Here is a 9591-nt window from a genome sequence, read left to right as displayed (position 1 = left end):
GGCCGGATCAATGCTGTCACTGCTGGTCTCGCTCTATGTCGGCTTCGAAGGCCAGGCCCTGCGCATCGCGACTCTGCGGCGGCGCGGCTGGCGCGAATGGGGCGTGGTCGAGGCCGGCGATCTCGCCGATGCCGAGATACGCTTTGCGGCGGAGGTCGATGACCATGAGCCAGAGCCAACGCCAATGCCGCGCATCATACCGGACGCGTCGCTGGCGCGACCGCCGCAAACCGGCATGGCGCTGGGCCTGACCCATACGCCTGGAAGGCCCTGACATGCGGGTAGCCATCATCGACTACGGCTCGGGCAATCTGCGCTCGGCCACCAAGGCTTTCGAGCGCGCCGCGCGCGAGGGAGGCATTGCAGCGACGATCGAGCTGACGGCCGATGCCGAGCGGGTGCGTTCCGCCGACCGCATCGTGCTGCCGGGCGTCGGCGCCTATGCCGACTGCGCCGCCGGCCTGCACGCGGTGCCAGGCATGTGGGAGGCGGTGGAGGAAGCGGCAATCGCCAAGGGGCGGCCGTTCCTCGGCATCTGCGTCGGCATGCAGTTGATGTCGCAACGCGGGTTGGAAAAGACCATCACCAAGGGCCTTGGCTGGATCGCCGGCGACGTCAAGGAGATTCAGCCCTCCGATCCAACGCTGAAAATCCCGCAGATCGGCTGGAACACGATCGACCTTATCCGCCCCCATCCGCTGTTTTCCGGCATCGAGACCGGCCCGAGGGGACTGCACGCCTATTTCGTCCATTCCTATCATCTGGACGCGAAGAACCCGGACGAGGTGCTGGCGGTTGCCGACTATGGCGGCCCGGTGACGGCGGCGGTCGCCCGCGACAACCTCGCCGGCACGCAGTTCCATCCCGAGAAGAGCCAGGCGCTCGGCCTGGCGCTGATCACCAATTTCCTGAAATGGAGGCCCTGAAAATGAGCAGGAAGGGCTATTGGATGGCGATGATCGATGTCCGCGATCCCGACGTCTACAAGCAGTATATCGAAGCGAATGCCGTCGCCTTCGCGAAATACGGGGCGAAATTCGCGGTCCGCGCGGGCCGCTACGAGAGCCCGGAAGGACCGACCGGCAACCGTCACGTGCTGGTGGAGTTCGAGTCCTACGACAAGGCAATCGAATGCTATCATTCGCCTGAATATCAGCACGCCTCGAAATTCCGGCTCGCCGCTTCGACCGGTCATTTCGTCATCGTCGAGGGCGACTGACCCATGATCCTGTTTCCAGCCATAGACCTCAAGGACGGCAAATGCGTGCGCCTGAAACACGGCGACATGGCCACCGCCACGATCTATAATGACGACCCCGCCGCGCAGGCACGGGCCTTCGAGGACCAGGGCTTCGAGTGGCTGCATGTCGTCGACCTCAACGGCGCCTTCAAGGGCCAGAGCGTCAACAGCGCCGCGGTCGGGGCTATCCTCAGGGCGACGAAGAACCCGGTGCAGCTCGGCGGCGGAATCCGCACCTTGCCGCAGATCGAAGACTGGCTGGACCGCGGCCTGACGCGCGTCATCCTCGGCACTGTGGCCGTGCGCGAACCCGAACTCGTCAAGGAAGCGTGCAAGGCTTTTCCGGGAAAAATCGCAGTCGGCATCGACGCCAAGGGCGGCAAGGTGGCCGTCGAGGGCTGGGCCGAAGCCTCCGAGCTCGGCGTCATCGAGCTGGCCAGGAAATTCGAGGGCGCCGGCGTTGCCGCTATCATCTACACCGACATCGACCGCGACGGCGTGCTGACCGGCATCAACTGGGATTCGACCATCGACCTCGCGGAAGCGGTTTCCATTCCCGTGATCGCATCCGGCGGCCTCGCCTCGATTGCCGACATCGTGCGCATGACCATGCCCGACGCGCAAAAACTCGAAGGCGCGATCTCGGGCCGCGCCCTATATGACGGACGTATCGACCCGGCCGAGGCACTGGCGATCCTGCGCGGCGAACGGGCGGAGGCAGAATAGTGAACATCTCGATCATCCTGGCATCCTATGACAGCGGCCACTTCCACGGTGGCTGCGGCCAGGGCCCGGACGCGCTCATCTCGGGCGGGCTGGCCGAGGCGCTGAAGCTCGCCGGCCACGACGTCGAGGTGAACGACATCGGCAAGGTGGTCGAGGACGAAGAAGAGCGCGAGATCGGCACCGGCTTTGCCGTCTGCAACGCCGTTTCAGGCGAAGTTCGCATGGCGCTGGACAAGAAGCGGTTTCCGATCGTGCTGGCCGGCAACTGCCTGACCGCCGCCGGCGCCGTGGCAGGCGCCGGCGCCGACGCCATCATCTGGGCCGACCAGCATGGGGACCTCAACACGCCGGAGACCACCACAACGGGCTTCCTCGACGGCATGGCGCTGGCCACCGTGCTCGGCCTCTGCTGGCGGCGGATGGCGAACCAGATCCCCGGCTTCAAGCCAGTCGATCCGTCGCGCAGCGTCCTAGTCAACGCGCGCGACCTCGACGCCGCCGAAAGAGAACTGCTGGAAAAGCTGCCGATCGTCCGGACCGAATGCCCCGACTGGAAGAGCGCTGCGCAGAGACTGAAAGCCGACGGCGCACGCCCGGTCCACATGCATGTCGATCTCGACGTGCATGACCCCGAGAAGCTGCAGGCCAACCGCTACACCACGCCCGGCGGCCCGGTGCCGGAGCAAGTGCGCATGGCGATGTGCGGCCTTGCCGGTCCGCTTGCCATCGCCGGGCTCACCATTTCCGCCTACGATCCGGCCTTCGACCCCAAGGGCGACGTGCCGCCGCTGGTCGGCGAGCTGGTGGTCGACCTGCTGTCCACCCTGGAAAGCAAGTGATGCTGAAAGCCCGCGTCATCCCCTGCCTGGACGTCAAAAACGGCCGCGTGGTCAAGGGCGTCAATTTCGTCGACCTCATCGACGCCGGCGATCCGGTCGAAGCCGCCAAGGCTTATGATGCCGCGGGCGCCGATGAGCTGTGCTTCCTCGACATCACCGCCTCGTCGGACAATCGCGAGACGATCTTCGACGTGGTCGCCCGGACCGCCGAGCAATGCTTCATGCCGCTCACCGTCGGCGGCGGCGTGCGCCAGGTGGCCGATATCCGCAAGCTGCTTCTGGCCGGCGCCGACAAGGTGTCGATCAACACGGCGGCGGTGAAGAACCCCGATTTCGTCACGGAGGCCGCCGACAAGTTCGGCAACCAGTGCATCGTCGTGGCCATCGACGCCAAGAAGGTGTCGGCGGCCGGCGAGGCCGACCGCTGGGAGATCTTCACCCATGGCGGTCGCGAGAAGACGGGCATCGACGCGGTCGACTTCGCCGCACGCATGGTCGATCGCGGCGCCGGCGAGATCCTGCTGACCTCGATGGACCGCGACGGCACGAAGGCCGGCTACGACATCGCGCTGACCCGCGCCGTCGCCGACGCGGTGCGCGCGCCGGTCATCGCTTCGGGCGGCGTCGGAACGCTCGATCACCTGGTCGAAGGCATCCGCGACGGCCATGCTGGCGCCGTGCTTGCCGCCTCGATCTTCCATTTCGGCACTTACTCGATCGCCGAGGCCAAGGCATACATGGCCAAGGCCGGCCTGCCGATGCGGCTGGACTCGGCCGCCCATCGGGCTTAAAGCATGATCCCGCAAGGTTGGGGACCGGTTTTCGGAAAAGATCATGCTTAAACAAGCAGATAGATGACCGACATGGCTCAATTTTCGCTCGCCGAGCTGGAAACGATCATCCATCAGCGCGCCCATTCCGGCGACCCGGACTCATGGACGGCGAAACTGTTCGCCAAGGGCATGGACAAGGCGGCGCAGAAGCTCGGCGAGGAGGCTGTGGAAGCCGTGATCGCCGCCGTCCGCGGCGACAAGCAGGCCCTCGTTTCGGAAAGCGCGGATCTTCTGTATCATTGGCTGGTCGTGCTCGGCATCGCGGGCGTTCCGTTGGACGACGTGCTCAAGGAGCTCGAGGGCCGCACCGGCCGCTCGGGGGTTGCCGAAAAGGCGTCCCGCCCCCGGGTTTGACGCCCGGGGCACACGGCGAGGAGGGCAGGAAACCCGATGGACCAGCTGACTCCGACCGAGAAGTATTCCCCTTATCGCTTCTTCTCCGCCGAGCAATGGTCGCAGTTCCGCGCCGACACGCCGCTGACGCTGACCGAGGACGAGATCGACCGGCTGCGCTCGCTCAATGACCCGGTCAACCTCGAAGAGGTCAAGCGCATCTACCTGTCGCTTTCCCGCCTGCTCTCGGCGCATGTCGAGGCGAGCCAGCTGCTGTTCAGGCAGCGCCAGGCCTTCTTCAAGGCGCAGGACATCGTCAAGACGCCTTTCATCATCGGCATCGCCGGTTCGGTCGCGGTCGGCAAGTCGACCACGGCGCGTGTGCTGAAGGAGCTTCTGGCGCGCTGGCCGTCGAGCCCCAAGGTCGATCTCATCACCACCGACGGCTTCCTGCTGCCCAATGAGATCCTGCGCCGCGAGAACCTCATGGAGCGCAAGGGATTTCCCGAGAGCTACGATGTCGGCGCGCTGCTGAGATTCCTGTCCGGCATCAAATCGGCGCAAGGCAGCGTCCGCGCGCCGGTCTACTCGCACCTGACCTATGACGTCATCCCCGGCGAGTTCGTCACCATCGACCGTCCCGACATCCTGATCTTCGAAGGCATCAACGTGCTGCAGCCGGGCAAGCTGCCGAAGGACGGCAAGATCGTGCCGTTCTTGTCAGACTTCTTCGATTTCGCCATCTATATCGATGCCGACGAGAAGCTGATCCACCAATGGTACATCCAGCGCTTCATGCGGCTGCGCGAGACCGCCTTCCGCAATCCGGACTCCTTCTTCCACCGCTATTCGCAGCTTTCCGAGGATGCCGCGCGGGCCATTGCTGAGGGGCTTTGGGCCAATATCAACCTGAAGAACCTGCGCGAGAACATCCTGCCGACCAGGGCGCGGGCCGATCTCATCCTGCGCAAAGGCGCCAACCATTTGATCGAGGAAGTGGCGCTGAGGAAGCTGTGAGGCCGCGCCCGACGCCGGATCGCCATTCTTCACATCTGCGAGGCAGCTCCTTCGCGCCACGATCCAATCTGGATCGCTGAAAATTCGGGACGCGGAAGCCCTCTTCCTTGCGCTATGCCAGACGGAAAATCGCCGGGGCAGTTGCCCCAGAACGGCTGCGCCCTGAACCGCTACGCCAGCGACGGCTTTGCGGAGATTTCAGCCTTCCGGCTTCCCGTCCATATCGTAGACAGCATCCACGCGCGAGAAACAATGGCACCAGGACGGCAACGCAATATCCGCCCCAGGTGAAGTAATGCGTGACGAAAGGCCAGAGCCAGCAAATCGCGAGTATCAGCCGGGGCGGCCTTGACGTCATCGCGGCCAGCATGGCGACAGCGACGGCCAGACCGATCGTGTCGTAGGTGTAGCCGTAGGGCGTGGCAAGGATCGCAAGGACAGCGGTCAGCGCCACGCGTTCCTGATGCGAGACCTGGCGCCCCGGCCGCCAGAGCCAGACCGCTATGGCGATGGAAATGATAGTCGCGACCGCCTGGGCGCCATAGGCGGCGGTTAGCCCGAAGCCGAGCGCCCTCGCCGTGAAGAACAACGTTATCGCATTATACTGATAAGGCTGCGGATAAGGCGCCTCCATGATCGCCGTCATCAAGGGACGGGTTTCGGTCAGGAACAGCCGCCGTTCTGACCGAATATCGAGTTCCAGATAACGGCGGGACTGAGGACGACCGCCAGTTCCACCAGCGCTCCGAGTTTCAGCGGCCGGATTGCCAGCCACAGACACAGAACGGTCCCGAACGTCCAGACCAGATAGGCGGGCAGGATCGGCAGGGTCGCGAGCGGGACGCCGAGCAAGAGGATGTTCGGCGGATAGCTCCATTCCTGATTTGGAAGGTCGGGCGAGAACATGCCGCGCAACGCCGCGCGGTAGGCGTCCGCATCGAAAAGCACGGCAACATGGCCGTCGATGGCCAGGCGGGAGCCGGCCCAGAGATTGGTGAAATCCCAGTAGGGCAGCCTGTGCGATAGCTCGGAAAACCCTCTGCCGTCGAGGTTCCACAACATGCTCAGGTAGACCTCGGCCATCCAGATACCGATCATCGATACGACCGTGACCATTGCCACGTCCAAGAGGCTTCGGGTCCTGATCCAGTTCGGTTCCATGGCGATCTCGATTTGGCAACCGCGCTTGTAGCGTGGGTGTCCTTAAAATCGCGTTGCCCCCGGACATGGTCAGCCAGGCACCGTCACCCGCCGCAGCGTCAGATTGATGCGGCCGCCATTCTTCAACAGCGCCGATGTCGCCGGATAGATGCGATCGACGCCATGGAAGGCGAGGCGCCCCTCGCCGCCGAGCACGACGACGTCGCCGCTCTTCAGCCTGAACGATTTGGTGCCGCCTTCGCGCGTGTTCTGGCCGACCCGGAACAGGCAGTCGTCGCCCAGCGAGACCGACACAACGGGCGCGTCAAAATCCTGCTCGTCGCGATCCTGGTGCAGACCCATCCTGGCGTCCGCCGCATAGAAGTTGACAAGACAGGCCTCGGGCGGATGCGGGTAAGCCGAGACTTCGCGCCACAATTGCAGCAGCGCCTCGGGGATCGGCGGCCAAGGCTCGCCGGTCACCGGATGCGTCGGCTGGTAGCGGTAGCCGCGCTCCTTGTCGGTCACCCAGCCAAGCGCGCCGCAATTGGTCATGCGCACGCTCATCTGCTTGCCGGTGCGCGGCATGGCGGGCACGTAGAGGGGTGCGGCCTGCACCACGCGCCGGATCTCCTTGACCAGCGCTTCCTGGGCGGGGCGAGCGATGTAGCCCGGCATGTGGCGGACGCCTTTGGGCAGAACGAGCATGGATCGATCCGATCAATTGGCCCGAAAGCATGCCACCGAAGGAAGAGTTCCGCGACCCGAAAACGGCCGCTCGTTTCCGGCATGCTGTTCTCAGTCGCTGTCGACGCGACCGCGCAGCTTCTTCACCGTCGACCGGCCTGCCTTGCTCTTGAGGCGGCGCTCCACGGCGCCTTTGGACGGCCTGGTCTTCTTGCGCGGCGGCGGTGGCGGCTCGGCCGCCTTGGCGACCAGCGCGGTCAGGCGCGCCCGCGCGTCGGCGCGGTTCTGCTCCTGGGTGCGGAACCGGCCGGCCTCGATGACGATGACGCCGTCCTTGGTGGCGCGCTGGCCGGCAAGCTTGATCGCGCGGACGCGGACCCGCTCGCTAAGGCCCGAAGCGTTCGCCGCGTCGAAGCGCAACTGTACGGCGGTGGCTACCTTGTTGACGTTCTGGCCGCCCGGGCCGGACGAGCGGATGAAGTCCTCATGCAGGTCGCCCGCATGGATGACCGCTTCGCCTGATATGATGATGTCGTCGTCGCTCGCCATGGAGCACTCATGACGCGACGGCTGCAAAAAGAAAAGGCCCGGCGCAGGGGGCTTCACCGTTTCACGGAAACGGCGAATCCTCCCTGGCTCTCAATGTTGGCGCAATTCCGGACGGAAAACCGTTTTGCACTTTTCCTGGAATTGCGCTGGCCGGGCCCTGGAGGTGAGGACGCTCGAGGCAGCGATTATTCCGCCGCCTCCTGCAGGCGCGGCGCTGCGCCCAGGATGGTGGCGTCGACGTGACGCTCGAACTTCTCGAAATTGGTCGCGAACATGTTGACCAGCTTCGCCGCCTGGCGGTCGTAGCCGGCCTTGTCCGCCCAGGTCGAGCGCGGGTCGAGAATGGCGCCGTCGACACCCGGAACCGCCACCGGCACCTCGAAGCCGAAATTGGCGTCGGTGCGGAACTCGGCCGACTTCAGCGAACCATCGAGCGCGGCGCCCAGAAGAGCGCGCGTCACCTTGATCGGCATGCGGCGGCCGGTGCCGTAGGCGCCGCCGGTCCAGCCGGTGTTGACCAGCCAGCAATCGACCTTGTGCTCGGCGATCAGCTCGCGCAGCAGATTGCCGTATTCCGAGGGATGGCGCGGCATGAAGGGGGCGCCGAAGCAGGTCGAGAAGGTCGCCTCCGGCTCGGTGACGCCCTTTTCCGTGCCGGCGACCTTGGCGGTGTAACCGGACAGGAAGTGATACATCGCCTGCGCCGGGGTCAATTTGGCGATCGGCGGCATCACGCCGAAAGCGTCGGCGGTCAGCATGATGATGTTCTTCGGATGGCCTGCGCGGCCGGTCTTCGAGGCGTTGGGGATGAAGTCCAGCGGATAGGCGCAGCGCGTGTTCTCGGTGAGGCTGCCGTCATTGAAATCCGGCACGCGGCCGGCATCGAGCACGACATTCTCCAGCACCGTGCCGAAGCGCTGCGTTGTGGCGAAGATCTCAGGCTCGGCCTCGGCCGACAGCCGGATCGTCTTGGCGTAGCAGCCGCCCTCGAAATTGAAGACGCCGTGCGGGCCCCAGCCATGCTCGTCGTCGCCGATCAGCGTGCGCGACGGATCCGCCGACAGCGTCGTCTTGCCGGTGCCGGACAGGCCGAAGAACACCGCCGCGTCGCCGGCCGGGCCTTCATTGGCGGAACAGTGCATGGGCATCACGCTCTTTTGCGGCAGCAGGTAGTTCAGCATGGTGAATACCGACTTCTTCATCTCGCCGGCATAGGACGTGCCGCCGATCAGCACGATCTTGCGGATCAGGTCGACCGCGATCACGGTTTCGGTGCGGGTGCCGTGACGCGCCGGATCGGCGCGGAAGGACGGCAAATCGATGATCGTCATGTCGGGGAGGAAGCGCTCGAGCTCCGCGGCTTGCGGGCGGATCAAAAGGTTGCGGATGAAAAGCGAGTGCCAGGCGAATTCGGTGATGACCCGGGTCGGCAGCTTGAGGTCGGCGTCGGCGCCGCCGATCAGGTCCTGAACATAGAGATCCTTGTCCGCCGCGTGGGCGCGGAAGTCGAAAAGCAGCGACTCGAACTGGGCGGGCGAGATCGCCTTGTTGTTGTCCCACCAGACATGCGGCTCGGTCGCCTCGTCGCGCACGACGAATTTGTCCTTCGGCGAACGCCCGGTGTGCTGACCGGTCTCGGCGACCAGCGCGCCTTGCGCGGTCAGCCTCGCCTCGCTGCGCCGGATCGCTTCCTCGTAGAGTTCGGCCGCGCCGAGATTGTAGCGCACCATGCCCGTGGTCTTTAGGCCGATCGCGTCAATAGCGCAGTCGGGGTTGCGTTTGCCGGCTTCCGACATCAAATTTCCTCTCTGGATTTGGCCGCATGTGACGGGGATTTCACTGAGCCCGTGCCGGGGGCTGTCAGGTTCAGAACCAGAAAAGCCGAATGATATCAAATCATTAATCGATTTAAAAAATTTGAAAGTTGTTTAAATCGTTTATATGTGCAAAAAGTCGCGGACGTTGCCCAAAGGATTGGCAGACTCCAATCGTCCAATCCCGTTATGGGTGCGATGGTGTGTAGCGGCAGGCCGCCCGTGACTTCGGACAGGGCCCGTGCCACATTTTGTACCCAATTTGTCCTGCAAAAGCCCCTTCTCGACGACAGAAGGGACAGCTCATGAGGGAGCCGCTTGAAATGGCAACAATCGCGCTTGTCGACGACGACCGCAACATCCTGACCTCGGTGTCGATCGCGCTCGAATCCGAGGGCTACCGGGTCGAAACC

Annotated in this window: 12 protein-coding genes and 2 pseudogenes; 9 read left to right on the top strand and 5 right to left on the bottom strand. The window is 64.4% G+C overall.

The window, feature by feature from the left end; all coding sequences use genetic code 11:
* The 8 genes and pseudogenes from EOA24_RS16570 to coaA form a co-directional block, all read left to right on the top strand.
* A pseudogene (locus EOA24_RS16570) lies at positions 1–274 on the top strand (DUF2628 domain-containing protein); the annotation flags it as partial.
* 1 nt (position 275) lies between these two features.
* Positions 276–926: an imidazole glycerol phosphate synthase subunit HisH gene (hisH, locus tag EOA24_RS16565; RefSeq protein ID WP_126080093.1), complete on the top strand. Its 651-nt coding sequence runs from the start codon at positions 276–278 to the stop codon at positions 924–926.
* A 2-nt stretch (positions 927–928) separates the two neighbouring features.
* Complete coding sequence (locus EOA24_RS16560; RefSeq protein ID WP_126080094.1) at positions 929–1219, top strand: DUF1330 domain-containing protein; 291 nt, start codon at positions 929–931, stop codon at positions 1217–1219.
* A gap of 3 nt (positions 1220–1222) precedes the next feature.
* A complete protein-coding gene (gene hisA / locus EOA24_RS16555) occupies positions 1223–1966 on the top strand; it encodes a 1-(5-phosphoribosyl)-5-[(5-phosphoribosylamino)methylideneamino]imidazole-4-carboxamide isomerase (protein ID WP_126080095.1) in 744 nt (247 codons plus the stop codon).
* Entirely contained in the window at positions 1966–2805 is an 840-nt protein-coding gene (locus EOA24_RS16550; RefSeq protein WP_126080096.1) for an arginase family protein, read from the top strand. The genes hisA and EOA24_RS16550 overlap by 1 nt, the downstream gene beginning before the upstream one ends.
* Positions 2802–3596: an imidazole glycerol phosphate synthase subunit HisF gene (gene hisF / locus EOA24_RS16545; protein WP_189341946.1), complete on the top strand. Its 795-nt coding sequence runs from the start codon at positions 2802–2804 to the stop codon at positions 3594–3596. The genes EOA24_RS16550 and hisF overlap by 4 nt, the downstream gene beginning before the upstream one ends.
* A gap of 72 nt (positions 3597–3668) precedes the next feature.
* Positions 3669–3992, top strand: coding sequence for a phosphoribosyl-ATP diphosphatase (locus tag EOA24_RS16540; RefSeq protein ID WP_126080098.1), 324 nt, complete (start codon positions 3669–3671; stop codon positions 3990–3992).
* A 36-nt stretch (positions 3993–4028) separates the two neighbouring features.
* Positions 4029–4988, top strand: coding sequence for a type I pantothenate kinase (gene coaA, locus EOA24_RS16535; RefSeq protein ID WP_126080099.1), 960 nt, complete (start codon positions 4029–4031; stop codon positions 4986–4988).
* A 112-nt stretch (positions 4989–5100) separates the two neighbouring features.
* Here coaA and EOA24_RS16530 read toward each other — a convergent pair whose 3' ends face one another.
* The 5 genes from EOA24_RS16530 to EOA24_RS16505 form a co-directional block, all read right to left on the bottom strand.
* Positions 5101–5634: a hypothetical protein gene (locus tag EOA24_RS16530; RefSeq protein ID WP_127409911.1), complete on the bottom strand. Its 534-nt coding sequence runs from the start codon at positions 5632–5634 to the stop codon at positions 5101–5103.
* A 17-nt stretch (positions 5635–5651) separates the two neighbouring features.
* Positions 5652–6071, bottom strand: coding sequence for a glycosyltransferase family 87 protein (locus EOA24_RS16525; protein WP_189353963.1), 420 nt, complete (start codon positions 6069–6071; stop codon positions 5652–5654).
* A 147-nt stretch (positions 6072–6218) separates the two neighbouring features.
* Positions 6219–6836, bottom strand: a complete 618-nt coding sequence (locus EOA24_RS16520) for an alpha-ketoglutarate-dependent dioxygenase AlkB (protein ID WP_126080102.1) — start codon at positions 6834–6836, stop codon at positions 6219–6221.
* Positions 6837–6926: 90 nt separating this feature from the next.
* A complete protein-coding gene (arfB, locus tag EOA24_RS16515) occupies positions 6927–7364 on the bottom strand; it encodes an alternative ribosome rescue aminoacyl-tRNA hydrolase ArfB (RefSeq protein WP_126080103.1) in 438 nt (145 codons plus the stop codon).
* A gap of 185 nt (positions 7365–7549) precedes the next feature.
* A complete protein-coding gene (locus EOA24_RS16505; RefSeq protein ID WP_126080105.1) occupies positions 7550–9160 on the bottom strand; it encodes a phosphoenolpyruvate carboxykinase in 1611 nt (536 codons plus the stop codon).
* Positions 9161–9501: 341 nt separating this feature from the next.
* Here EOA24_RS16505 and EOA24_RS16500 point away from each other — a divergent pair.
* Positions 9502–9591 (top strand): annotated as a pseudogene (locus EOA24_RS16500) (DNA-binding response regulator); the annotation flags it as partial.

This window comes from Mesorhizobium sp. M2A.F.Ca.ET.039.01.1.1, from assembly GCF_003998035.1.
GTDB lineage: Bacteria > Pseudomonadota > Alphaproteobacteria > Rhizobiales > Rhizobiaceae > Mesorhizobium.
The sequence above is the reverse complement of the archived record's forward strand: the minus strand, read 5'-3'. Positions and strand labels throughout refer to the sequence as shown.